Here is a 23,968-nt window from a genome sequence, read left to right as displayed (position 1 = left end):
TTGACGCTATTTTCACCTACTGCGGCTTCATTGGCCGCGAATTCAACTTCGAAGTGCAATTCCCGATTAAAAATCAGGCTGCTTTCAGAAGTTCGTCAAAAACCACCTGTGGCTGTTTAAATCCCAAGCATTTGCGCGGCCTGAAGTTCAGCCGCTTTTCGACGGCTGACAGTGCCTCTGCTGTCACCACACTCAAATCACTGCCTTTGGGCACATATTGCCGCAGCAGACCATTGCTATTCTCATTCTGTCCCCGTTCCCATGCACTGTATGGATGCGCAAAGTACACCTGCGCTTCCAGCTCTGCTGCAACACGTTCATGTTCGACAAACTCGCTACCATTGTCAGCTGTGATGGTATGGACATGTGCCTGGTAGGGTTTCAGCATGCTGATAATGGTGTCCGCCACCGCGCTGGCTGTTTTGCTGGGAACGTATTGAACCAGGTAGAGCCGGCTCTTACGCTCCAACAGACTCACTATTGCACCGCTGCCTTGCTTACCCAACACGGTATCGACTTCCCAATCTCCCACACGGCTCCGCTCATTGACTATCGCAGGGCGTTCATCAATCGATACCGGATTGGGAATGACACTGCGTTTGCTGTTCTTACCCTTGCGATAGCGTTTGTGACCCTGACGCAGATGCCGGTATAGCGTGCCACCGTTGGCCTTGTCGCGTGCCACATAGCGGTATATCCACTCGTGGCTAACCGGGCAGTTAATCATGTCTCCAACGCCACTGATTTGCTCGGGACTCCAGTCCGCGACCAGCGCCATGCAAACAAAGTCGATGGTATCAGACGGGACAGTACGCTTCTGACTCGTCAGCCGTCGTGCCGTGGCAAGTTGGTGAGCCTGCTGCGGCTGATAGGCCTGCCCAGCACAATTACGACGAAGCTCACGACTGATAGTCGATGGATGAACCCCGAGCTGTTTGGCAATGCGGGCCTGTGACAGGCCATGGTCACGGAGGCAGGCAATCTGGTATCGTAGCCCCTCGGTCAACTGCTGGTATTTCATGGTGTATCGCTTTGTTTCTTTGGCGAGAAGAAGCGTACCCTAACTGGTAGTTGACCGCCTCTCTCCTATGCACCATGGGCATTGCACTTATTATCTGAATTCACGGCATCCAATCTCCAAGCCTATTGCAGGCCATATTAAATATCTGTATTGATGTTCCCCACGGATATTATATTTAACCCGGCTTGACTTATTTAAATCGCCAAGCAAGAATCAGCTAGAACATAATATTTTTCTCTGACTCGACGTGGTAACTCCTATGAATGAATTTTTAAAGGTACTGCTTAATATCCGCAGTCTGCGTGCTACCTGCCGCGAACTTTCTCTGGAACAACTGGAAGAGGCACTGGAAAAACTCTCTGCGATCGTTGCTGAGCGTCAGCAGGATGAAGCTGCCGAGCGTCAGGCCCGTGAAGAGCATCTGCGGAAAATTAACGAATATAGCGAAATGCTGAAAGCCGCCGGTATTGACCCGGCCGAGCTGGTCAATGCCGTTGCAACAACATCTGGCAAGACCGAAAAAACAAAGCGGGCGCCACGTCCTGCCAAATATCGCTATCAGGATAATGGCGTAGAGAAAACCTGGACCGGCCAGGGCCGTATGCCTTCGGCTATTGCCAGCGCAGTGGCAGCAGGCAAATCACTGGAAGACTTTGCTATCTGATCTCAATCTCGTTGCTAATAAAAAACCTCGCCAAGGCGAGGTTTTTTATTGCCGCTTAAACGTGAAATATCAGATAGCCGATTGCGGGCGATCTGCTGCCTTGACCCACAGCACTTCACGATCCCCTGCTACGCAGATGAGATAGCGGGCAACGGTAAAGAACCAGTCACTCATCCGGTTCAGATAGGGCAGCACCTCGGGATTGACCCGCTCTTCCCGGCTCAATGTCAGCAGCAAGCGCTCGCAATGACGCACCAGAGTACGCACCACATGCGCTTGCGCCGCGGCACGGGAACCACCCGGCAATATAAATTGGCGCAGCGGTGGCAATGGCTCACTATAACGATCTATCTGCTGTTCAAGGCGAGTGGTCCAAGCGGCATTAACCTGCCAAATCGATTCATTCTGGGCGTCACTGGAGAATGCCAACTCCCCCCCCAGATCAAACAACTCCTGTTGCAACAGCTGTAAATCAGCCAATAAGCAGAGCTCTTGCGGCGGGACGTCACAAATCAGCAAGCCAATATGGGAGTTGAGCTCATCGATATAACCGTAGGTCTCGACCCGCAAATGATCCTTTGGCAACTGGATACCATCGGCCAGCCGGGTCATGCCCTTGTCGCCCTGCCTCGTATATATTCTCATACCGACATCCTGTTAATAATGGGAATAATCATGGATTCGAGTCCATTGAGCTTGATTTCGTAAGCCAACGCCAGCGTCTGGCCCAATTTACCCGCCGGAAAACCGCTGCGCGCCATCCACACCAGATAGGGCTCTGGAATATCGATGATACGCCGCCCCTGATATTTACCGTAAGGCATCTTGTTGGTCAGGGTCAGCAGTACCTGCTCGTCGGATAGCCAATCCATATTAATCAATATCCAGATATTTATGAGTCTGGATTGAGAGTCGCCAGTTACGCGCGATACAGGTATCCATCGCCAATTGGGTGGCCCTTGGCTTCTGGCTGATCGGCTGCAAGGCAATGACCACATCAGGGCGCAGGGTAGCGGTAGCGAGCAGCATATCCAGCTCTTCAATATGGTGCTCGGTCGCCACCGGATGCTTGATCTCGTTGGCCCGCTCCAGCGCCGAGACCAGCACAGGCAGCCCCCCTTTCATGCCAATTTTGGGGGAGACGGTCACCCAGGTCTGCTCATGGGTCTTGATCTCGCTGGTGCCACTAGTTTCAATCTGCACCTGATAACCCGCCGCCAGCAGGGCTGACGAGAGTTCGTGCAGATCGTAGAGGCAGGGCTCGCCACCGGTGATCACCACATGGCGCGCCTGATAACCCAGATCGCCAAAGCTCTTGATAATCTGCGTGGTGCTGAGTTGGCTCCAGCAATCGGATTCATTGGAGCGATCCAGCACCGCCGCCTTGCCCACTTCACGAGCCGGATCAACAACCCAGGTATGACGGGTATCGCACCAGGGGCAGCCCACCGGGCAACCCTGCAGGCGAACAAAGATGGCGGGCAGGCCGGTAAAGATACCCTCCCCCTGGATGGTCTGGAAAATCTCGTTGATTGGGTAGTGCATCTCGATCACGGCTTGTTGCAAAAGTCGCGGATTATACCCCAAGCCACGGCAAGACGCAGGCTCACTCTGCGCTTTTCTCACCCAGCCCGGTTTTCTCAAACAGTCTGGCCATGATGCCCGCCTTGTCGGCCAGATAGTTGTTCAGGCCGCGACTGCGCAGTTCACACGCAGGACACGTGCCGCAGCCGTCACCGGCAATGCCGTTGTAGCAGGTCAGGGTCTGCTGGCGCACCGTGTCGAGGTGACCATAGTGATCCGCCAGTGCCCAGGTTTCGGCCTTGTCGAGCCACATCAAGGGAGTTTCAAAACGGATACCGCGATCCAGCCCCAGCGACACCGCCTGATTGAGGGCCTTGACGAACTCGTTACGGCAATCGGGATAGCCGGAGAAGTCGGTCTCGCACACACCGGTGATCACCGCTTCGGCGCCTACCTGATAGGCATAGATGGAGGCCAGGGTCAGGAACAGGATATTGCGGCCCGGCACGAAGGTGTTGGGCAGCCCGTTATCCTGCAGCTCGCTGCTGACAGGAATGTCGTCACGGGTCAGGGCAGAGACCGCCAGCTCATTGAGCAGCGTCACATCCATCACCTTGTGGGCGGTAATCCCCAGTGCACAGCCTAGACGGCGCGCGGTGTCGATCTCTTCCCGATGGCGCTGGCCATAGTCAAAGGTGATGGCGTGCACTTCATCATACTGAGCCAATGCCTGTACCAGACAGGTGGTGCTGTCCTGACCGCCACTGAAAACCACGACTGCTTTTTTCATCTTGATAACTCCTTCAAATGTCACGCGCGGCGGCCTTCGGCAAAGTCCTGCCACTGGGTATTCAACCGGTTAAACAGGGTCAGCAAGGGCGCATAGTGCTCCGGCCTCCCCTCCCACCGGGACAAGAGGTGATAGCCCGCCTCTATGGTAGAGAGGGCATCGGGAAAGGGTTTCTTGCGAATGGCATATTGACCGGCAATGGCACCAATACCGATGCGGGGCAAGCGGGCCAGTGCCGGGTTGCTCTGCAACATGCGATAGGCTTTGCGCCAGGTGCCGTCAAGCAAGATAAAGGCGACTGATGCGGAGCCAGAGGATTCACTCTCCCACTGCTGGCGAAGATCGGTCAGCGAAATGGCATCCTCATCCGGCCAGAGCAAATAATAACGACGGGATTGGTCAGCCAGCAGCACATTGAGCCACTCATCGCGGGAAAAGTCCTCCCCCACATGGATCTCGCACTGTTGCAAAGAGGCCGCCAGCAGCGCCGCAGTCCCCTTGGGATGTGCCACCTCGTTGGAGTGCTGCAAGATGTAGAGGGGCGTGTGATTGTCAACCGGCACAATATAATCGCACAGGCAGGCTTTGAGGGCTCGGGTGCAACGTGTACAGTATCGACTGTTCTTGTCGTTGGACTGTTTCATGTTGTCAGACAAATCTGGATTGCTCTGGGTTATCACGCTCTCTCTCACCAGCTTGCTACTCTTCTTTACCGTTCCCAATCTTCAGCTCTCCTTCGATCGGCCCTTGATCGCCGGGGGCGAAGGGTGGCGGATCATAACAGGCAATCTGGCTCATACCAATCTGTGGCACCTGCTGCTCAATCTGGGCGGCCTCGCCATCCTCTATAGCCTGTTTCGCGACTATCTGGGTGGGGCTCGCCTGCCGCTGCTGATGTTGCTGCTCTGGCTGGCAGTGGGCTTGGGGATCTGGTGGTGGTGCCCGCAGACCCAGTGGTACATGGGACTATCCGGCTCGCTGCATGGTCTGTTTGTCTGGGGGGCAATGCAGGATATCCGCCACGGACGCCGCACGTCGGGCTGGCTACTGTTGGCAGGGATGGGGCTCAAGCTGGCGATGGACTTCTACAACGCAGGAGAGAGCCCGATATCCACCCTGATCAATGCCAAGGTACACATCGGCTCTCATCTTATCGGGGCAGGTGCAGGCCTGTTGCTCGGCCTGCACCGTGTATCACTGAGTGAGCCTGTTACGCACCAACCAGCTCGGCATTGATGCTGGCCAGCATGGCGGCCGGATCGGCAGCCTGCGTAATGGGGCGACCGATAACCAGATAATCGGACCCCGCCTCGACCGCCGCTTTCGGTGTCATCACCCGGCGCTGATCCCCAGCCGCTGAACCGGTCGGGCGAATACCCGGGGTCACCAGCTTGAAATCGGCGCCCAACAAGGCTTTCAACTCATGGGCCTCGTTGGCAGAGCAGACAACCCCATCCAAGCCGGATGCCTTGGTCAAGGTAGCCAGCCGGATCACCTGCTCGGCCGGGCTCACATCCAACCCGAGGGGGATCATGTCGGACTGCTCCATGCTGGTCAGCACGGTCACGCCGATAAGCAGGGGGGCCTTGTCGCCATAAGGCAGCAGCGCCTCTTTGGCGGCACGCATCATCCGCTCACCACCACTGGCATGCACGTTGACCATCCAGACACCGAGCTCGGCACTGGCTGCCACCGCTTTGGCAACAGTATTGGGAATATCGTGAAACTTCAGATCCAGAAAGACATCGAATCCCTTGGCCACCAGCTGGCGTACAAACTGCGGGCCAAACAGGGTAAACATCTCCTTGCCTACCTTGAGACGGCACTGGGCCGGAGAGATACGTTCAACGAACGCTAAGGCATCTGCCTCGTGCTGATAATCCAGCGCTACCAGTACTTTGGGATCTTGCATCTCACATCCTATTGCTTGTTATTCACCGTCCAGACCGCGGATCGGCTTGATGGAACCCCACTGGCGACAAGACGGGCACTGCCAGAACAACGAGTGAGTGGCAAAGCCGCACTGCCGACACTTGTGGGTTGACTTGATTTTTATCTGCTCGCCGACCAGCTGTTGCAGCAGTTCGAGGCTCTCCTTGGCAGGCCCCTCCTCCGCACTGGCCAGTTGAAAACCCACCAACTGGTAAAAACCTTTCATCGAGGGATGACGACGCAGCTGACGCAGCACCAGTGAACGGGCCTGGCTCAGGCCATCACGCTCTTCAACCAGCTTGGCAAGGGCCAGGGTCACGCTGACACCGGCGTGATCTTCCACTGCCTTCTCAAGCAGCGGGATCAACGCAGGCGTGCGCCCCAACTGCTGATAGCACTCGAGCAATTTGGGCATCGCCTCGGAGGCAAAGTCGATATCCTGCTCGAACACCCGCAGCAGCTCCTTGCTGGCCTGCTCATACTCCCCTTCCGCCATGGCAAGCTCAGCGAGGCGCAAACTGGCCCGGGCACATGCCGGATTGATACTGAGCGCCCGTTTGAGCTTGGCCAGCCCCTCCCCTTTATTGCCCTCACGCAGCGCGATCTCGGCTTGTTCGCAATAGAAATGGGAGATGGGGTCGGCCAGCTTCTTGCCCTGGAATTTTTGCAGACGCACCGCCACATCGATGGCCTTATCCCAATCCCGCAACTGCTGATGGATGATCAACAGCTGTGCCAGCGCCGTCTCTTCAAAATCGCTGTCGTCACACAGCTCATTCCAGAGCGCTTCCGCCCGGTCCAGCAGACCAGCAGCCAAAAAGTCGCGCGCAAGCTCCTGCAGGGCAAGCTGTCGCTGCTCCCGGGTCAGTTGGCGGGTTACCAGGTTCTGGTGGATCTTGATGGCACGATCGACCTCCCCACGCTGGCGAAACAGGTTGCCGAGGGAGAGGTGTGTTTCGATGGTTTCACTGTCCACCTCAAGCAGCTGGATAAAGAGATCCACCGCCTTGTCGGATTCATCGGACAGCAAATAGTTGAGGCCCGCCACATACTGGCGGGAAAACTGGTTACTCTGTTTTTGGGTGTCCTGGCGAACACTCCTGCGACCCATGTACCAGCCATAACCGGCGGCGATGGGCAACAGCAGGAAAAGCAGTTCAAGCATTGAGGAACATTATTCCTTACCCGGTGACCGGGCCAGCTCCAACTCGCGGGATTGACGACGCATGGTGCGGTTGAGGGTGCGGTTTTGCATTTTCAGGCGCAGGAACAGCAGGCCGAATACCAGCCAGCCCAGCAAAAAACCGCCAGCGAAGAAGAAGCCCAACAGCATGGCAAGCGAAAACTCACCCTGAGCGATCAGGTAATTGAACTGAACCAGCTGGCCATTTTGTGAGCCCAGCGCCAGGGTCAGAACAAACACCAGCACCAGCGGAATGAGGGCCAAAATACGCTTCATAAGAGCTCCCTGTCAGTATCTAATGAGAGGCTGATTATCCTTAAAATCGCAGGCAGACTCTAGAGTGAATGGGAAAAGAGTTTAAGAAACAAGACGATTGGCACAGGAATCGGTGCCAAAAACAAAAAAGGCATACCCGAGGTATGCCTATTTCTGCATTATTCAATGATGTTGACGCGCTCGCGCAACTCTTTGCCAGGTTTGAAGTGCGGGACATATTTCCCGGTCAGTTCAACCTTGTCCCCAGTCTTGGGGTTGCGGCCCACACGGGGCGCACGATAGTGCAGTGAAAAACTGCCAAATCCGCGGATTTCAATCCGGTCGCCGTTTTGCAAGGTCGACGCCATCTGCTCAAGGATCTCCTTGATGGCGGCTTCGACATCCTTGGCCGGCATATGCATGCGGCTGGCTGCCAGTTGTTCGATGAGATCTGATTTGGTCATAACGTTAAATCTCCTTCCCCGATCACATGCAATATTCATTTTGCCAGGATAAAAAAGGGCGGCGCAATGCCGCCCTTTTCTTGCATCAAGGATTACTCACCCTTGGCGGCTTTGAACGCTTCCATCATAGCATTGCTGAACACAACTTCTTCTTGCTGGTTCAGGTTATCGATAGCAACACGCTCATCAGCCTCGTCCTTAGCACGGACAGACAGGCTTACGGTGCGGTTCTTACGATCAACGCCCATGAATTTAGCTTCAACTTCGTCACCAACAGACAGCACCAGAGTGGCGTCTTCTACACGGTCACGAGCAGCGTCGGAGGCACGCAGGTAGCCTTCTACGCCATCAGCCAGTTCGATAACGGCACCTTTGGCATCAACCTCGGTAACCTTACCCTTCACGATAGCACCTTTCTTGTTGTCAGCCAGGTACTTGTTGAACGGGTCTTCTTCGATCTGCTTGACACCCAGGGAGATGCGCTCACGCTCCGGATCCACTTGCAGAACAACGGCTTCGATCTCGTCGCCTTTCTTGAATTCACGCACGGCTTCTTCGCCCTGGTTGTTCCAGGAGATGTCAGACAGGTGAACCAGGCCGTCGATGCCACCATCCAGACCGATGAAGATACCGAAGTCAGTGATGGACTTGATCTTGCCGGAAACACGGTCGCCTTTGGCGTGAGTTTCGGCAAACAGCTGCCACGGGTTGGATTTGCACTGCTTCAGACCCAGGGAGATACGACGACGCTCTTCGTCGATGTCCAGAACCATCACGTCAACCACGTCGCCAACGTTAACAACTTTGGACGGGTGGATGTTCTTGTTGGTCCAATCCATCTCGGATACGTGTACCAGGCCTTCAACGCCTTCTTCGATTTCAACGAAGCAGCCGTAGTCGGTCAGGTTGGTCACGCGGCCAGACAGACGGGTGGTCTCCGGGTAACGCTTGGCGATAGCAACCCAGGGATCTTCGCCCAGCTGCTTCAGACCCAGGGATACACGGGTACGCTCGCGGTCGAACTTCAGAACCTTGACAGCGATCTCGTCGCCAACGTTGACGATTTCGGAAGGATGCTTAACGCGCTTCCACGCCATGTCGGTGATGTGCAGCAGACCGTCAACACCGCCCAGATCTACGAATGCACCGTAGTCGGTCAGGTTCTTGACGATACCCTTAACTTCTTGACCTTCTTGCAGGTTAGCCAGCAGGCTTTCGCGCTCGGAGGTGTTCTCGGTCTCGATCACGGCACGACGGGAAACAACAACGTTGTTGCGCTTCTGGTCCAGCTTGATGACTTTGAACTCGAGTTCTTTGTTTTCCAGGTGAGCGGTGTCACGGATCGGACGCACGTCAACCAGAGAACCCGGCAGGAAGGCACGGATGCCGTTCAGTTCAACGGTGAAACCACCCTTGACCTTGCCGTTGATGATACCGATAACGGTAGCTTGCTCTTCGTAAGCCTTCTCAAGCTGCAGCCAGGCTTCGTGGCGCTTGGCTTTTTCGCGGGACAGCTTGGTTTCGCCGAAACCATCTTCGATAGAGTCCAGAGCCACGTCAACGGTGTCGCCGACGTTGATTTCCAGCTCGCCCATGGCGTTCTTGAATTCTTCAGCCGGGATAGCGGACTCGGATTTCAGACCGGCGTCAACCAGTACGAAACCGTTCTCGATAGCAACGACAGTACCCTTGACGATGGAACCTTGACGGGTTTCAACGGCGTTCAGGGACTCTTCAAAGAGTTGAGCAAAAGATTCGATCATTGTTTATGTCACAAATGAAACATCCACTTGCAATCCGGCACAAGCGGGGCTGTTTTAAATAATCTGCGCCATCCTTGGTGCAGACGACCGGATGTCAGCTTGCGCTGGCATCACCAAGTTGTTGCTCTGCATAGGCGAGTACTGTTGCCAGCACTTCATCTATGGTCATGGCGGTAGAGTCTACCACCAGAGCATCTTCTGCCGGTTTCAGGGGTGCAGTAGCGCGATTTCTGTCGCGATCGTCACGTTCCCGAATCTCGGTTAAAAGACGCTCAAAGTTAACATCAAAGCCCTTATCTTGCAACTGCTTATAGCGACGCTGGGCCCGTTCTTCGGCACTGGCGTCGAGGAAAATCTTCACCTCGGCCTCGGGGAAAACAACTGTGCCCATATCACGACCATCGGCAATCAGACCCGGGGCCTGACGAAAAGCACGCTGACGGCGCAACAATGCTTCGCGCACCCGGGGGAAGGCGGCGATTTTACTGGCAGCATTACCCACTTCTTCGGTGCGGATGGTGCGGGAGACATCTTCCCCTTCCAGGATAACCTTGACCAGATCGCCCTCAACCTGAAATTGCACATCCAGATTGGCAGCCAACGGCACCAGTGAGGCTTCACTGTCCAGCTCTACATCGTGATGCAGGGCGGCCAGGGACAACACCCGATAGATGGCGCCCGAGTCCAGCAAGTGCCAACCCAGCTTCTCAGCAAGCAGCTGACACAATGTGCCTTTACCTGCACCACTGGGGCCATCAATTGTCATTACGGGGGCCATCTGAGGCATAACTTCTCTCCTGCACTGTGTTGCTCCCATCCCGAAGGGGTGGGTTAATGGGCGCCGATTATACCCGAATGTGGTGAGCCTGGCAGTCATCAATCCGCACAAAGGGCCAAAACCCCGACGGACAGCTGTGCTTGTATCTCATTTGGAGATTTCATTAAGCAATGCAGGGACTTGTTCTTATGGTCGTTCCTGACAAGGCGCGCTAAACTGGCCCCCTTTTTTGAGCCGTTAGTAGTAAGGAGCAACCTATGAGCAGCGTTACCCTCGTGGCCAAATCCAAATTGCCAACCCCCTGGGGCACCTTCACGCTGGTAGGTTTTCAGGAAACCGGCACAGGCAAAGATCACGCCGCACTGGTGATGGGCGACATTACCGGTGAAGAGCCCGTGCTGGGCCGGATCCACTCAGAGTGCCTGACCGGCGACGCCCTGTTCAGCCTGCGTTGTGACTGCGGTTTCCAGTTGCAGGCGGCCATGGAGAATATCGCCAAAGCCGGTCGTGGCGTGTTGCTGTATGTGCGTCAAGAGGGCCGTGGCATCGGCTTGCTCAACAAGATCCGCGCCTATCACCTGCAGGATCAGGGGGCCGATACCGTGGAAGCCAACGTGGCCCTTGGTTTCGCCGCCGATATGCGCGATTACACCATCTGCGCCGATATGCTCAAGCAGCTTGAGGTCAAGTCTCTCAAACTGATGACCAACAACCCGCGCAAGATGAAAGCCATGGAATCCTTCGGTATTCCGGTGGCCGAACGGGTACCATTGCAGGAAGGGCGCAATCCCCACAACGAGTTCTATCTGTCGACCAAGGCCAACAAGCTGGATCATATGCTGAAGAAGTGAGCCTGCATTGACGAATATCAGATAGTCAAACGCCTCCCATTGGGAGGCGTTTTTCTTGGGACGACCACACATCAACCCAAGCTATCTAAGTGGCACGGTCAAATTGGCCAGCAGTGCTTCAAGCTCTTCGCCAGTGCGGGCAGCACAGTATTGGTCGACCCGCTCGCGGGTCAATTGCGGCGCGAGACGTTCAATCAGATCGTAGAGATAGCCGCATAAAAATGTCCCTCTGCGCAACCCGATAGTGGCCACACCGCCTGGTAGCCAGGGCGCCGTTTTGAGCACCAGATCGCCATCGCGCTGGGGCTCCCAAGCAAAAGTTGCCATCACCCCGATGCCCATTCCTTGTCTGACATAGGTCTTGAGCACATCGCTGTCGCTCGCACAGCAGGCGATCCGGCTCTCGGCATGAGCGCAATCAGTGCCATGTGCAGCAGAGAGCGCCCTTCCATCGGTCACCAATGCAAACTCCACCAGCTCGGCCGGGGTCAGCGATGTTGCTTTGGCCAACGGATGATCCTTGGGCAGCACCAAGCCCCGTTGCCACTGAAAAGAGGGGAGCATGAGCAGATCGCTCCCCTCCTCCGGTTCATCCGCCAGCAGCAGATCGGCAGCGCCATCATGCACGGCTTCGCGGCACTGCGCCGCACTCCCCTGCATCACAGTTACGGCAACTTTGGGAAAGCGGGCCATGAAACCCTTGAGGATGGCGGGCAGAATATAACGGGCTTGCAGATGAGTAGCGGCAATGGTGAGGGTTCCCTGCTCCGGATGCACATGCTGCCTGGCCATGACCTTGATGGTGGCGACCTTGTCCAGCACCTCCGCGGCCACTTTGATCACATCCCGACCGATGGGAGTGATTTGGGTCAAGTGTTTGCCGCTGCGCTCGAAGATCTGGATCCCCAGCTCATCCTCCAGCATCCGCACCTGTTTGCTGATCCCGGGCTGGGAGGTAAAGAGGCTCTCGGCGGTGGCCGACAGATTCAGCCTGTGGTTCGCCACCTCGACGATATAGCGCAATTGCTGCAATTTCATGGTGTAGCCCTCAAGCGAACCCACCGTTAATAGTAACAAACTTTCAGCTATGGCCCGCCGCCATCAGGCCGGGCGCTCCTTGAGTAGAAAATCACGCAAGGCACGGTTGGCCATGGATAGCGGATCACCACGCCGCCACGCCACACAGAGATCGAGATAGATGGGCGGGTCAAAGGGCACGCCACTCAGATCCGGCTCCTCTTCCAGCACCATCCGCAAGAAGGTGGTCACCGCAAAACCTTGCCGCACCACCGCCTTGAGCAGAGGGATAAGATTGCTCTCGAAGGCGATATCGGGTTCAACGCCCAGGCTCTGGGCCAGCGCCTCCATATGCTCCCGGTGGTAAAAACCACGGCGAAACAGCGCCAGCTCCTGAGCGAAAAACTGCGAGAGGGTGACGGCCGATGCGCCACGCAAGGGGTGATCGTCCCCCACCACCATCAGCATCTCTTCGCTCAGCAGATGTGCCCCCTCGATGGCGGGTGGGAGATCACTGGTGATGAGGATGGCCAGATCGAGGGAGCCATCCACCATCCGGCTGAGCAGCTCACGGGTGCCGGCCTCTTCGACCCGGATCTTGAGGCCGGGGTAGCGGTGCTTGAAGGCCATCAGACGAGGGGGGAAATAGTAGGAGCCCATCATGTAGGGGATCCCGATCCGCACTTCCCCCCGCTCCAGCCCCTTGAGCTCAGCCATCTCGGCCTCAGCCTGATGCATCTGCAGCAACAGACGCTCGGCATGGCGACATAGCACCTCTCCCTCCGGGGTGAGCCGTACCGCCCGGTCCTGTCGATCAAACAGCCGCAATTCGAGCTGCTGCTCCAGCTTGGCGATGGCCATGCTGATGGCCGGTTGTGCCACATGCAAACTGTTGGCTGCCTTGGTAAATGAGCCGGCATCCCTGACCGCCAGCAGATAGGTGAGCTGTTTCAGATCCATGTATCAATTCATCTTATGAGATGGATAACTTAAATATATTATATTTATAACCGTAAGGACTCTACCCTGACCAAAAGTAGTCAGGACAATACGCAATGATTGAAGTTGGAAGTCGCGAGTGGATACGTGCAACCCTGGCCCTCAGCCTGGGCTCCTTTCTGGTGTTTCTGAACCTCTACCAGACCCATCCCCTGTTACCCCTGATCGCCGAGGTCTTCTCGGTCAACTCCCTCTCGGCCAGCTGGACCCTGGCAGGATGCACAGCAGGCCTCGCCGCCTCCCTGCTGATCTGCGCCAGACTGGCGGATCGCCATGGCCGTCGGCAGGTCATGCTGGGTACCCTCACCCTGGCGATCCTGCTCTCACTGTTGATCCCGCTGGTTGAGCAGTTTGGCTCCCTGCTGTTGCTGCGCATCCTGCAGGGCGCGCTGCTGGCAGGACTGCCCGCGACCGCGATTGCCTATATGGGGGAAGAGTTCAGCAAACGGGCGCTCCTCTCGGCGGTGGGGGTCTATATTGCCGCCAACTCCCTCGGTGGCATTGCCGGTCGGGTGGTCGGCGGCCTATTGGCAGGCTGGTTTGGCGACTGGCAGCATACCTTTCTGGGGATTGGTGTGATCAGCCTATTACTGCTGCCGCTGGTCTTCTGGCTGCTGCCCCATCAGACCCGCTTTGTGGCGAGCGCCCCCGTTCGCGGCCAATTTGCTCGCGCCTTGCAACAACACCTGACCAATCCCTTGCTGGTAGGGGCCTATCTGATTGGCGGCCTCAACTTTATGGTGTTTCTGAACCAGTTCAGCTACCTCACCTTCTTGCTGGCCAAGCCCCCCTTCTCCCTGCCCACCCAATGGCTCGGCATGCTGTTTCTCACCTATCTCTCGGGGACTGTAGCCTCCTCCTTGAGCGGCCGCTTTGCCAACCGCTGGGGGGCACAATGCATGCTGCTGGTCGGGATCGCGCTGATGGCTATCGGCAGTCTGTGGCTGCTGCAGGGCAGTCTGCTCGGGATCCTGAGCGGCTTGCTGGTCTCCAGCTTCGGTTTTTTCCTGGCACATGCCTGTGCCAGTGCCTGGGTGGGTCATCATGTCGAACACAACCGGGCCCTCGCCTCCTCCCTCTATCTGGTGGCCTACTATCTGGGGGCGAGTCTGGGGGGACTTTATCTGCACCCCTTCTGGGAGCAAGGCGAGCTGGGCGGTCTGGTCATGGGAATTGAACTGGTCCTCATCCTGACGACGGGCTTGAGCCTCTGGCTCGGTCGCTTCAAGCAACGAACAGAATCGCCACTGTCTGCCCAGCAGCCCCACCGACACGGGTAACGGGCGATGCGCAAACAGGGTCACCCACGAGCAGATAGCGCTCTCGCAACCAAGCACCGCCAGATAACAAAAGGGGTCACACCGTGACCCCTTTTGCTGCGTTATTCAAGAGCCTGTCAGGCTCGCACCGCATTTAGAGCAGGATCACTCCTGATCGGAATAATCCGCAGGCACCGCGACCACAGCGTCGGTCGCTACCTCTTCGGCGATCACCTCAGCCAGCGGGCGCAGGTGAAACTTGATCTGGCCGGAGGGCAACATCAGGCCAATATCGGGGTTGCGGGTATCCTGCATGTTGCCGGTTTTGAATGGCAGCTCGGGATAGCGCGCTACCAGATCTTGCAGTGAATTAACCACCAGCTCGATATGTTCCAGCCCCTCCTGATGGACGCGACCCGGTTTCGGTGCAGCCAGCTCGATACAGGGTACCTGTACCTCACCAGCCAACAGAGGCTGATGCAACTGATAAGTGGCGATGGGACGTCCCCCAATCATACCCTCCACCAGCAAGGAGCCCGCCTCAGCCAGCACAGCACATAGCGCGCGGTACTCCTGCAGGGTAGCCGCCCGATAACAGAGGTGATCGACCGTTGGCTGTGAAATTGTGACGCCAGTGGCGGCCAGTTCGGCCAACAGCTGAGAAACAAATGGGGCCATTGGCCCCAGTGTGGAATCGAGTGGATGGGACATGCTTACCATTTCTTCTTGGGTTGAAACAGGACATCGAGCTCGTCGGCTTCCTTGTCCTTGATGTTTTGCAGATCCTGCGCGCTATTTTGCTGCTGCAGCTCTTCAAGCTCCTTGAGCCCCTGACGCATATCTTCTTCACGGGCCAGCAGATAGGGATCCTTGTCGCCCACGCTCGCCATGGCCGACAGACCCTTGGTATAGAGCTGGCGGCATGTACCATATTGGCCCTGAATGCGGGCATCCATCGCCCGCTTGACCAGATTGGAGATGTTGATCTTGAGCTGCATCAGCTCGAGGCGGCGCTCTTCCTGGGCAAACCCCTGAGGATCAATCTTGCCCTTGTTGTGCTCGACCCGCAGCACGGCCCGCATCTTCTTGACCAGCTGCAGCATCTGGATCGCCTGACGATCGGACTCCGGGGTCTTGAACTGCCCCTCATCCTGCACGCTGTAGTTCTCCTGCACATTCTTGATCTGGGTCTGCACATCAACGATGCGCTGCTTGATTTGATTGTTCGGCATCACCTGGGCGATGGCGCGATAGGCATCGAGGATCCGGTGCTGCAACAGCAACACCATGTTCTTGGAGAAAGGCACCAGATTGACGTTCAGCAACACCTCTTCGGTCTCGTCGGCCACCGTCTTGTGTCTGGCAACGGCGTGACGCTTGTCCGCCTCTGCCTTCTGCTTATATTGCTGCACCACGTTATAGGCGATAACCAAAAACAGGAGTGCGCCAATAGACAGCAATACCAAAGTTAAAATCATAGGATGTCCAAACCCCTGTTCCTATCCAATTGCGTGATCCTACAACAGCTTACCCACTTAAGGTAGCCTGCAGATCCCCCCTTGCCCACGATTTGTCACCAAGCTGTGCCCCCGGTCTCAGGGAGAGATTGCAGGATCAGGGGATGATGACCATGACGGTCACCTCCCCATAGTATCGCCCATCAGTGCCATTACTTGAGGTTAAAGCCCCGCGATTGCAGGAATCCCAGCATGAAAGGGCGGGACTCCTTGCCCAGAATGGCGCGGATCTGGCCGCTCCAGGTCTGCTGCTTGTTGTTGCTGCTACGGGCCTGATAGTAGTCCGCGATCTGCTGATCGTACCGGGCCAGCAGGTCGCGATCCAGCTCGTGCTGGTAGCGCTCCTGATGCACCACCAATCCCCTGGGCAGACGGGGTTTCTGCTCCGGCTGCTGGGCAGGATGACCAAGGCAGAGGCCAAACAGCGGGATCACCTGATGGGGCAAGCCGAGCAGTTCGCTCACCTCGGCCGGATGGTTGCGAATGCCGCCGATATAGACCCCGCCCAGCCCCAGCGGCTGCGCCGCCAGCAAGGCGTTTTGCGCCATCAGGGCGCCGTCGATGGCTCCGATCAGCAACTGCTCCGCATAGCCGGTCTGGGCCTCGGGCACGATCTGGGTGTGGCGGTGGTAATCGGCGCAGAACACCAGAAACTCGGCCGCCTGCACCACATAGGGTTGATTGCCCGACAGCATGGCCAACTGCTGACGCGCCTCGGGCTCGCAGACTCGCACAATACTGGTCACCTGCAAAAAGCTCGAGGTCGAGGCGGACTGGGCGGCGGCGAGGATGGCATCCAGCTGCTGCGGGGCAATCGGCTCGGCAGTGAACTGACGAATGGAGCGATGGGAAAGGATAAGATCGATGGTCTGATTCATGGCACCTCCAAAATGAGGTAACACCATAGCGAAAAAAACGAGGGAGCCCAAGGCTCCCTCGCACACCCAGCTTAAGGGGCCGGATAGACGTAAGGGGCTTGCAACCCGAGCGGGAAGCCGAGCGCCCAGTAGAGCAGCAGGAAAATCGTCCAGCTCACCAGGAAGGCCAGCGAGTAGGGCAGCATCATGGAGACCAGAGTACCGATCCCGGTGCTCTTTACATACTGCTGGCAATAGACCACCACCAGCGGGAAGAAGACCATCAGCGGGGTAATGATATTGGAAGCAGAATCCCCGACCCGATAGGCCGCCTGGGTCAGCTCGGGGGAGATCCCCACCGCCATCAGCATGGGTACCAGGATCGGGCTGATCAGCGCCCACTTGGCCGAAGCCGACCCCACCACCAGATTGACGCTGGCGGTCAGCAGGATCATCCCGACGATAGTCACCTCACCGGGCAGCGCCAGCGCATGGAGCACTTCGGCACCGGAGAGGGCCAGCAGGGTGCCCAGATTGGAGTCACCAAACGCCTTGATAAAGAGCGCGCAGAAGAAGGCCATCACCATGTAGGAGCCCATCTTGTTCATGGTGGCCGACATGGCATCGATCACATCCTTGCCACTCTTGAAGCTGCCTGCGACAAAGCCGTAGACAATCCCGGGCAGGATAAAGAGCAGGAAGATGAGCGGCACAATGGACTTCATCACCGGCGCGGCGAAGGTGGTCAGCGAGCCATCGGCAGCACGCAGCGGTGAATCGCTCGGGGAGAGCGCCAGCGCCAGCAGCACGATAGCCGCCAGCATGGCAAACCCGGCCCAGTTGAAGGCCCGGCTCTCTTGCGCGCTGTAGCGCCCCATCTCGTCGGCACTCTCCAGATCCTCGTTGAGCGCCACATGCTTGAGGCGCGGCTCCACCACCTTTTCGGTGATGAACCAGCCGACGCAGATGATCAGCAACGAAGATGCACCGGTAAAGATGATGTTGCACAGGGTGTTGACCATGTAGTCAGGATCGAGCAATTGAGCGGCGGACTGGGTAAAACCCTGCAGCAACGCATCCCCGCCGGAGGGCAGGAAGTTGGCGGCAAAACCGCCGGAAACGCCGGCAAAGGCAGCGGCGATCCCCGCCAGCGGATGGCGTCCGGCAGCGTGGAAGATGATGCCACCGATGGGGATCACCAGCACATAACCCGCATCTGCGGCGGTGTGGCTGACGATCGCTACCAGGATCAGCATGGGAGTGAGAAAACGGGCAGGCGTCACTTTGAGCAACTTTTTCAGACCGGTATTGATAAAACCGGACTGCTCGGCCACCCCGACCCCGAGCATGGCCACCAGCACGATTCCCAGCGGGGCAAAGCCGGTAAAGGTCGTGACCATGGTAGAGAGAAACTCGGCCAGACCGGCACCGGTCAGCAGGTTGTTGACCACTACCGCCTCCCCGGTACGGGGGTTGACCAGATCAAACTGGAATTGTGACAACACCCAGGAGCCGACCCAGACGATCAGCAAGGCGTAGAGGAACAGCATGGCGGGGTCGGGTAATTTGTTCCCGGCTTTCTCGACGCCATTGAGGAAACGGTTCAGCCAACCTTTGGGAGGGCTGGCCGGACGGTCATTGACAGCAGCATGACTCATTATTGCGATACTCCTTTCCCTAGAAACGAGGTCGCATGCTAGCAACTCCAGCCAATCCGTCTCATGACCGATCGCAAAAGAATGATTAATTTTGATTAAATATTGCGGAATAAAATCCCAAGTTGTGGCCTAACGCACACTTGTTACTCTGCCATCACGGCATCTAGCAGTGGATAACGCCCAACCTGGCACTCCACCACGAAACCGCTCGCCTCGACTTGCGCCACAGTCAGCGGCTTGCTGAACAAATATCCCTGGAACACATGGCACCCCTGGGTCTGCAGGGCGGCCAGCTCGTGAGGCTCCTCTACCCCTTCCGCCATGATCCCCAATCCCAGATTGGTGGCCATGGCCGCAGTCGCCCGGATCACCGGCAAGTTGAGGCCGACCACGAAGGAGCGATCCAGCTTGATGTTGTTGATCGGCAACCGGTTGAGATAGGCCAGCGAGGAGTAGCCGGTACCGAAATCGTCGATGGCAATCTTGATCCCCTGCTCGCTCAAATCGTCGAGAATGCCGAGGCACCCCTTCATATCGAGCATCAGCACGGTTTCGGTCAGCTCCAGCGTCAACAGGGAGGCATCCACCCCGTGCAGCTCCAGCTGCTGGCGAACTTGCCCGGGCAACGCCGACGAGAGCTGGAAACCGGAGAGGTTGACGGAGACCGGCACCCGCTGCTGGAAGCGCTTCTGCCAGCTGGCTACCTGTGCCAACGCGGTGGAGAGCACCCAGCTGCCGATCTCGCGGATCAGCCCCATCTCTTCGGCCAGCGGGATAAATTCCACCGGCGAGACATGGCCGAGCACCGGGTTGTACCAGCGCAGCAGCGCCTCGTAACCGATCAGACGCCGTTTGGCGGCATCGACCTGCGGCTGGTAACAGAGGCTCAGCTCCTGACGGCCGATGGCCTTGGCCAGAAACTGTTTGAGATTGAGCTTGCGCTGCAGGGTCTGTTGCATGCTGGGGGTGAAACGCTGCCAGCGCAGCCGCCCCATCTGCTTGGCCTGATACATGGCCATATCGGCACGGGTGATAAGGTTGTCCCCGTCATCCGCATCATCTGGATAGATGGCGATACCGATACTGCCACCGATGGTCACCTCCGGCAGCCCGCTCAGTTGCAGCGGCTTGGTCATCTGGGAGAGCATCTGATCGGCCACCTCTTGCGCCCGATCCCCCTGATTGCCCAGCGGCACCAGTGCTGTGAATTCATCGCCACCTAGGCGAGCCAGCTCCACATCCCGCGGGCAAATCTGTTTGAGGCGACCGGCGACCCGCTCCAGCAAGCGATCTCCCGCCTTGTGGCCGTAGTTGTCGTTGACCAGCTTGAAGTTGTCCAAATCCATGAACACCAACGCGAAACGCTCCCCCAGCCCGCAATAGGCCTCAAGGGATTTCATCAAGCCATAGCGATTGAGCAGGCCGGTCAGGGAGTCGTGCCAGGCGAGGTGGCGATGCTCCAGCTCTTCGAGTTTGCGATCGGTAATATCCCGCATGGTGAGCAGGATCCGTGCTCCTTGCTGGATATAGCGGAACTGATACTGGAACCAGCGCATCCCCTTGAGGGTGCGGCACTCCCCCTCGGTCACCACTTCATCGAGACGGGAGAGCTTCTGGTAGAAGCTGTCATCATTGCCGGAGAAAACCTGGGAGAGCTTGGCGATCTGGTGGCCAAAACACATTTCGAAGTGATAATTGCCACTCTCGAACACACCATGGCTATCGAACAGGCAGGCCAAGGTATCGCCGGTTGCCAGCGAGGACTCCTGATAGAGGGTATCGGAGTCGAGCACCGCTTCGGTCATCATCATCAGACGGCCAGCCAGTTGAATACCGGAAAGGCGCAGATAGATCTGCTTCTTGACCCCCTTTGGGGAGAGGGTCCACCACTCGTTATAACTGCGCCCCTGCTGAAAATCACCCAGATAGCGCTGCAGCAGCAGATCGATGGCGGTTGCCATATCGGCAGAGAAGTCGCGGGAGCAGAGTTCGTCGAGAGACGTCGCCTCCCACACGGAGAGCGCGGCGCTGTTTGCCCAGAAAATATGGTGATGCTCGATGTCATAAACCCAGATCGGGGTATGCAGAACATCCATCGTCTTCAGTAACCGTTCGTCAAGCGTATTCATCTGGTCAAGGTCATTCATGCTGGATGGTCACTGGTTAACCGGAAAACAGATCTGGCAAACCGCTAGCTGCAGAATGCAAGGTGCAAATACCTCTCGGCCATTATCCCTTTTCACATAGCCAAGAGCGGACAAAACTATTTCAGATATCAACAACAGGGCAGCCTGTACGGCGATACTACAAAGGACTCAGCCAAGGACCCTGTTAATCCAGGCAAATCATATAGTCGATTTTTAACTTTTTTCCCCAGTAAAAACAAGCACTAAGAGCTATCCACTCGAGACCTTGAAAGAGCAATTGCATATTTGCTGCGACAAATTTGTTATTAACATTTAAATCAATGGCGGAAATAGTCATCACTCTCTGTCACAAAGCTTCCATTAATTAACCAAGCGGATGGATAAACAGCCAAAAAAACGCCAAAACGGACAAAAATAGTTCACTAAGGCGGAATTGATATACCCCAAATTCATTTTTCAACAGGCAATGAGAAAAACCAGAATATATGATCTGCATCACATTGGCTGGGGATGGAAAACCACCCCGGCTGAGCACACAGAGCAACCCTGCGCCCTTCCATCAGGTTGCAATATCGGCCTTCGCCCGCGGTTATAGCAGAACAAATCAGGGTATATGGCAAGCATCACTGCCGCAGTACCATTTGGCATCGTGCCGAAATAATCACCAGCTCGGGGAAACTGAGATGACAGGCGGGTGGATAACTGGTATCAACAGAAATCGAATCCAGATCAATTAAACGCTGAATTACCCTTGCCAACCCGGAACGCTCTTTTTATGGTTGCCCCCTTGTTACACCCAGAACAGCGTTTATGAAGCACATCGAAGAGTTCTACCTGTTCGTCAAGGTGGTGCAAGAGGGAGGATTCTCCCACGCTGCAGCCGCACTGGGCATGCCAACAGGCACCATCAGTCGACGCATTTCCCAGCTGGAAGAGCAACTGGGTTGCTCCCTGCTACATCGCTCTACCCGCAAGCTCCGCCTGACCGATGATGGCCTCAGATACTACGAACGTCTCTGCACGCCACTCGCACAAATCGAGCAGGCCACCAGCGAGATCCAGGGTCAAGAGGCCGACATCACCGGGCTTATCCGGATAGCTGCGCCGATCGCACTCTCCAACACCATCCTCATCGATATGCTGGCCGAATTCGGGCTGCACTATCCCGAGGTACAGTTCGATATCACCCAGACTAATGATCACCAGCACCTGTTCGACAATGATCGGGATCTGGTGTTCTTCAACGGTGAGCTGCCCCAGTCGCTGCCCAATGCGATCTGTCTCGGCCATATCGAGTACGGTCTGTTTGCCTCACCACTCTATTTGACCAAAAAGGGCACCCCCTCCCATCCCAACCAGCTGGAAGAGCATGACCTCATCTACTGCTGGCCTCACCAGCACTGGCAGCTGACCGACAAGGATGGCCAGAGCGTCTGCATCAAACGCAGCGCCAAACTGACCGTCAACCAGACCCAGGCCGCGGTACGCGCAGCCCGACGTCATCTGGGGATCGTCAACGCCCCGCTGCACTATCTGAGCAGCTTCCTCCATGACGAGCAGCTGGTGCCGGTACTGACCGACTGGCAAACCGGCAATCGCCCCTTCTACATGTTGTGTTGCCAGCACCAGTTCGCTCCGTTGCGTGTTAAGATGTTCGTTGAATTTGTTGAAAAATACTCAGCACGCTATCGCAATCGGCAGTGGGACAACCAATTTTCACAAGGTGATAGCCTCACCCATTGCATCTGACCGTTAGCGGGCCACACTTATAGCATCCCTTGCCAACAGAGCCTGCCTAACGCCATGAATGTATTGATATGTGATGACTCCGGGTTCGCCCGCAAACAGCTGGCGCGGGCGCTCCCGGCCGACTGGAAAGTCGATTTGCACTACGCAGCCAATGGTCTCGAAGGGATCGAACAGGTGCTGATGGGTCATGGCGATCTCATCTTCCTCGATCTGACCATGCCGGAAATGGACGGTTACGGCGTGCTGGAGACCCTCCAACGGGAGGGTCTGCGCAACAAGGTGATCGTGGTCTCCGGGGATATCCAACCAGAGGCCTATCAACGGGTCATGGGGCTGGGGGCGCTCGATTTCATCAAGAAACCCGCAGCCCCCGAAACCCTGCTCGCCCTGCTCAAAAAGCATGATTTCTGGAGTGCCGCCCCGAGCGGTCAACCAAGCGCCCCCGAGCAGCTGACAAGCGGCGTGGTAGCCGATGCAGGCGTCAAGATCACCCCCGAAATCCGCGATGTCTATCAGGAGCTGGCCAACGTCTCCATGGGTCAGGCCGCCGACTTGCTGGCTCGTCTGCTCAACGCCTTCGTGGTACTGCCCATCCCCAACGTCAACGTGCTGGAAGTATCAGAGTTGCATATGGCCCTCTCGGCTGCTGCGGATTCAGATACCCTCTCCGCCGTCTGCCAGGGCTTTATTGGCGCAGGGATCGCGGGGGAAGCGCTGATCCTGTTCCATGACTCCAGCTTCAAAGATTTGGCCAAGCTGATGAACCATCAGGGGACGCTGGATCGCACCGCCGAACTGGAGCTGTTGATGGATACCGCCAACGTGCTGATCGGCGCCTTCCTGCGCGGCTACGCCAACCAGCTCGACACCCCCTTCAGTCAGGGGCACCCGGTGGTGCTCGGCCAGCACAGACCCATCAACGAGCTGATCAACACCAACAAGAGTCGCTGGCGCCGCACGCTCGCCATCGAGATCAACTACCGGATCCAGGATTACGCGGTGCAGTGTGATCTGCTGCTGCTGTTTACCGAAGATTCCATCGCCACCATGAACAACAAAATCATGCACATGCTCTAGGAGTGACTATGGAAATCCGTGAATTTCATTGGTTGATGAACATAGTCCAGAACCTGGACGTAGGCCTGGTAGTGCTCGACAAGGAGTACAAGGTTCAGGTGTGGAACGGCTTTATGGAGAGCCACAGCGGCCGACTGGCCAGTGACGTGCGCGATGGCGTACTGTTCGAGCTCTTCCCCGATGTGGACAGAGCCTGGTTCGAACGCAAGGCCAACATGGTCTTCAAACTCAACAACCGCGCCTTCAGCACCTGGGAGCAGAAGCCCTATCTGCTGCGTTTCTCCAACTACCGCCCCATTACCGGCTCGGCCCCCCACATGTTCCAGAACCTGACGCTGGTGCCACTGGCCGATTTCGGCGGTCAGGTGACCCACATCGCGGTGATGATCTACGATGCCACCGATGAGGCCATGCTGATGAGCGGCCAGCGGCAGGCTTGAGCTTTCAGCAAATAACAGAGGGC

The 23,968-nt window shown here is 56.8% G+C and carries 26 protein-coding genes; 7 read left to right on the top strand and 19 right to left on the bottom strand.

Features of this window, described 5'->3' with window-relative positions; genetic code table 11:
• Positions 1–73: 73 nt before the first annotated feature.
• Positions 74–1,021, bottom strand: coding sequence for an IS30-like element ISAeca1 family transposase (locus OKB77_RS06040; protein WP_012564931.1), 948 nt, complete (start codon positions 1,019–1,021; stop codon positions 74–76).
• 259 nt (positions 1,022–1,280) lie between these two features.
• Between OKB77_RS06040 and OKB77_RS06035 the strand changes: the two genes are divergently transcribed.
• Positions 1,281–1,685: an H-NS family histone-like protein gene (locus OKB77_RS06035; RefSeq protein ID WP_047438330.1), complete on the top strand. Its 405-nt coding sequence runs from the start codon at positions 1,281–1,283 to the stop codon at positions 1,683–1,685.
• A 69-nt stretch (positions 1,686–1,754) separates the two neighbouring features.
• Here OKB77_RS06035 and OKB77_RS06030 read toward each other — a convergent pair whose 3' ends face one another.
• The 5 genes from OKB77_RS06030 to OKB77_RS06010 all read right to left on the bottom strand — a co-directional run bounded on the left by OKB77_RS06030 (position 1,755) and on the right by OKB77_RS06010 (position 4,643).
• Positions 1,755–2,330 carry a cob(I)yrinic acid a,c-diamide adenosyltransferase gene (locus tag OKB77_RS06030; protein ID WP_139405266.1) on the bottom strand — a complete coding sequence of 192 codons (576 nt, stop codon included), beginning with the start codon at positions 2,328–2,330 and terminating at the stop codon, positions 1,755–1,757.
• Positions 2,327–2,557 (bottom strand): DUF3820 family protein, encoded by a 231-nt coding sequence (locus OKB77_RS06025; RefSeq protein ID WP_005337126.1) that lies wholly within the window; start codon positions 2,555–2,557, stop codon positions 2,327–2,329. The genes OKB77_RS06030 and OKB77_RS06025 overlap by 4 nt, the downstream gene beginning before the upstream one ends.
• Before the next feature lies 1 nt (position 2,558).
• A complete protein-coding gene (gene queE, locus OKB77_RS06020; protein WP_270817127.1) occupies positions 2,559–3,230 on the bottom strand; it encodes a 7-carboxy-7-deazaguanine synthase QueE in 672 nt (223 codons plus the stop codon).
• A 61-nt stretch (positions 3,231–3,291) separates the two neighbouring features.
• Positions 3,292–3,999 (bottom strand): 7-cyano-7-deazaguanine synthase QueC, encoded by a 708-nt coding sequence (gene queC, locus OKB77_RS06015; RefSeq protein ID WP_270817126.1) that lies wholly within the window; start codon positions 3,997–3,999, stop codon positions 3,292–3,294.
• A gap of 20 nt (positions 4,000–4,019) precedes the next feature.
• Entirely contained in the window at positions 4,020–4,643 is a 624-nt protein-coding gene (locus OKB77_RS06010; RefSeq protein WP_270817125.1) for a tRNA-uridine aminocarboxypropyltransferase, read from the bottom strand.
• On the opposite strand from OKB77_RS06010, the gene rrtA reads away from it, so the two are divergent.
• Positions 4,642–5,235, top strand: a complete 594-nt coding sequence (gene rrtA / locus OKB77_RS06005) for a rhombosortase (RefSeq protein WP_164537041.1) — start codon at positions 4,642–4,644, stop codon at positions 5,233–5,235. The two genes, OKB77_RS06010 and rrtA, sit on opposite strands and share 2 nt — an antisense overlap.
• Here rrtA and pyrF read toward each other — a convergent pair.
• From pyrF to cmk, 6 genes are all read right to left on the bottom strand, one after another.
• Positions 5,210–5,911 (bottom strand): orotidine-5'-phosphate decarboxylase, encoded by a 702-nt coding sequence (gene pyrF / locus OKB77_RS06000; protein WP_021231398.1) that lies wholly within the window; start codon positions 5,909–5,911, stop codon positions 5,210–5,212. The genes rrtA and pyrF overlap by 26 nt on opposite strands.
• A gap of 18 nt (positions 5,912–5,929) precedes the next feature.
• Positions 5,930–7,096 (bottom strand): lipopolysaccharide assembly protein LapB, encoded by a 1,167-nt coding sequence (gene lapB, locus OKB77_RS05995; protein WP_005351163.1) that lies wholly within the window; start codon positions 7,094–7,096, stop codon positions 5,930–5,932.
• 9 nt (positions 7,097–7,105) lie between these two features.
• Positions 7,106–7,390 carry a LapA family protein gene (locus tag OKB77_RS05990; protein WP_005337143.1) on the bottom strand — a complete coding sequence of 95 codons (285 nt, stop codon included), beginning with the start codon at positions 7,388–7,390 and terminating at the stop codon, positions 7,106–7,108.
• Between the two features lie 158 nt (positions 7,391–7,548).
• Complete coding sequence (gene ihfB / locus OKB77_RS05985; RefSeq protein ID WP_005299934.1) at positions 7,549–7,833, bottom strand: integration host factor subunit beta; 285 nt, start codon at positions 7,831–7,833, stop codon at positions 7,549–7,551.
• Positions 7,834–7,925: 92 nt separating this feature from the next.
• Positions 7,926–9,596: a 30S ribosomal protein S1 gene (gene rpsA, locus OKB77_RS05980; protein ID WP_005337148.1), complete on the bottom strand. Its 1,671-nt coding sequence runs from the start codon at positions 9,594–9,596 to the stop codon at positions 7,926–7,928.
• 94 nt (positions 9,597–9,690) lie between these two features.
• Positions 9,691–10,383 carry a (d)CMP kinase gene (gene cmk, locus OKB77_RS05975; RefSeq protein ID WP_019444698.1) on the bottom strand — a complete coding sequence of 231 codons (693 nt, stop codon included), beginning with the start codon at positions 10,381–10,383 and terminating at the stop codon, positions 9,691–9,693.
• A 248-nt stretch (positions 10,384–10,631) separates the two neighbouring features.
• On the opposite strand from cmk, the gene ribA reads away from it, so the two are divergent.
• Entirely contained in the window at positions 10,632–11,225 is a 594-nt protein-coding gene (ribA, locus tag OKB77_RS05970; RefSeq protein WP_005337152.1) for a GTP cyclohydrolase II, read from the top strand.
• An 81-nt stretch (positions 11,226–11,306) separates the two neighbouring features.
• Here ribA and OKB77_RS05965 read toward each other — a convergent pair whose 3' ends face one another.
• Both OKB77_RS05965 and OKB77_RS05960 read right to left on the bottom strand, forming a co-directional pair.
• Positions 11,307–12,263 carry a LysR substrate-binding domain-containing protein gene (locus OKB77_RS05965; protein WP_247822962.1) on the bottom strand — a complete coding sequence of 319 codons (957 nt, stop codon included), beginning with the start codon at positions 12,261–12,263 and terminating at the stop codon, positions 11,307–11,309.
• A gap of 63 nt (positions 12,264–12,326) precedes the next feature.
• The gene (locus OKB77_RS05960) at positions 12,327–13,202 is read right to left on the bottom strand and encodes a LysR family transcriptional regulator (RefSeq protein WP_005351154.1); all 876 of its coding nucleotides are present in this window, start codon (positions 13,200–13,202) and stop codon (positions 12,327–12,329) included.
• Between the two features lie 95 nt (positions 13,203–13,297).
• Here OKB77_RS05960 and OKB77_RS05955 point away from each other — a divergent pair, with 95 nt between their 5' ends.
• Positions 13,298–14,521, top strand: coding sequence for an MFS transporter (locus OKB77_RS05955; protein ID WP_247822963.1), 1,224 nt, complete (start codon positions 13,298–13,300; stop codon positions 14,519–14,521).
• Between the two features lie 144 nt (positions 14,522–14,665).
• Here the strand turns inward: OKB77_RS05955 and OKB77_RS05950 are convergent, their stop codons facing one another.
• From OKB77_RS05950 to OKB77_RS05930, 5 genes are all read right to left on the bottom strand, one after another.
• Positions 14,666–15,220, bottom strand: a complete 555-nt coding sequence (locus OKB77_RS05950) for a VOC family protein (protein WP_247822964.1) — start codon at positions 15,218–15,220, stop codon at positions 14,666–14,668.
• A complete protein-coding gene (locus OKB77_RS05945) occupies positions 15,214–15,978 on the bottom strand; it encodes a hypothetical protein (RefSeq protein WP_005337161.1) in 765 nt (254 codons plus the stop codon). The genes OKB77_RS05950 and OKB77_RS05945 overlap by 7 nt, the downstream gene beginning before the upstream one ends.
• Before the next feature lie 191 nt (positions 15,979–16,169).
• A complete protein-coding gene (gene nfsA, locus OKB77_RS05940; RefSeq protein ID WP_270817123.1) occupies positions 16,170–16,895 on the bottom strand; it encodes an oxygen-insensitive NADPH nitroreductase in 726 nt (241 codons plus the stop codon).
• 71 nt (positions 16,896–16,966) lie between these two features.
• Positions 16,967–18,532: an AbgT family transporter gene (locus OKB77_RS05935; RefSeq protein ID WP_005351146.1), complete on the bottom strand. Its 1,566-nt coding sequence runs from the start codon at positions 18,530–18,532 to the stop codon at positions 16,967–16,969.
• A gap of 143 nt (positions 18,533–18,675) precedes the next feature.
• Positions 18,676–20,628, bottom strand: coding sequence for a putative bifunctional diguanylate cyclase/phosphodiesterase (locus OKB77_RS05930; protein WP_236324938.1), 1,953 nt, complete (start codon positions 20,626–20,628; stop codon positions 18,676–18,678).
• An 861-nt stretch (positions 20,629–21,489) separates the two neighbouring features.
• Between OKB77_RS05930 and OKB77_RS05925 the strand changes: the two genes are divergently transcribed.
• From OKB77_RS05925 to OKB77_RS05915, 3 genes are read left to right on the top strand one after another with little or no spacing between them, the layout of a single operon-like run.
• The gene (locus tag OKB77_RS05925) at positions 21,490–22,428 is read left to right on the top strand and encodes a LysR family transcriptional regulator (protein WP_005337171.1); all 939 of its coding nucleotides are present in this window, start codon (positions 21,490–21,492) and stop codon (positions 22,426–22,428) included.
• A gap of 54 nt (positions 22,429–22,482) precedes the next feature.
• Entirely contained in the window at positions 22,483–23,505 is a 1,023-nt protein-coding gene (locus tag OKB77_RS05920) for a response regulator (protein WP_111901339.1), read from the top strand.
• Positions 23,506–23,513: 8 nt separating this feature from the next.
• Positions 23,514–23,945, top strand: a complete 432-nt coding sequence (locus tag OKB77_RS05915; protein WP_005337175.1) for a PAS domain-containing protein — start codon at positions 23,514–23,516, stop codon at positions 23,943–23,945.
• Positions 23,946–23,968 lie beyond the last annotated feature (23 nt).

This window comes from Aeromonas sp. Y318-3, from assembly GCF_027706185.1.
Classification (GTDB): Bacteria; Pseudomonadota; Gammaproteobacteria; order Enterobacterales; family Aeromonadaceae; genus Aeromonas; species Aeromonas veronii.
This window is presented reverse-complemented; position numbering and strand designations above follow the sequence as displayed.